Origin of the sequence: Burkholderia sp. BCC1638, assembly GCF_902833195.1 — a bacterium.
Taxonomy (GTDB): domain Bacteria; phylum Pseudomonadota; class Gammaproteobacteria; order Burkholderiales; family Burkholderiaceae; genus Burkholderia; species Burkholderia diffusa.
Genome location: NZ_CADFEC010000123.1, coordinates 1 through 488, shown reverse-complemented (window position 1 = coordinate 488; position 488 = coordinate 1). Strand labels below are relative to the sequence as shown.

1 protein-coding gene is annotated in these 488 nt (G+C 60.9%); it reads left to right on the top strand.

The features are described from left to right. Positions 1 to 265: 265 nt before the first annotated feature. Entirely contained in the window at positions 266 to 418 is a 153-nt protein-coding gene (locus tag HWX22_RS31505; RefSeq protein WP_244135339.1) for a hypothetical protein, read from the top strand. The last annotated feature ends 70 nt before the right edge of the window (positions 419 to 488 follow it).

Sequence of the window (488 nt, the reverse complement as noted above, 5' to 3'; positions counted from 1 at the left end):
TGCGACGACGAGCGCACCGGCAGTCACCAGCACCGCGACGATTTTCTTGTTGATCATGTTGCTCTCCACTCAAGGTGGTACGTGATGGAGACCATTCTGGGACGGCTCGGCCGTAACAGGTGCAGCAAGTGGTAACGCCGGATTACGCCTGTAAACCGGGCGAGACCGCCGCGTAAGACTGTGCCATGCCAGGTGAGGCGCGGCTTGGGGTCGCGTGCTAGCATTTTCGGGATATTCGATCCCTTTCGATCCCCGAGGCGCCGCCATGAACCCCGACATCGCACATCGGTTCGACGCCGAATTCGCGCCGCGCATCGCCGAACGCATCACGGCCCTACTCGGCCCGCACGTCGTCGCCACGGTACGTCCCTATGGCGGGCACGGCCACCCGACCCACGTGGATATTGTCAAAACCTAATACGAGCATCTACGCGGCCTGCACGGTTACACATTCCAGCTCAACCTCACTATGACCTGGTATACCGACG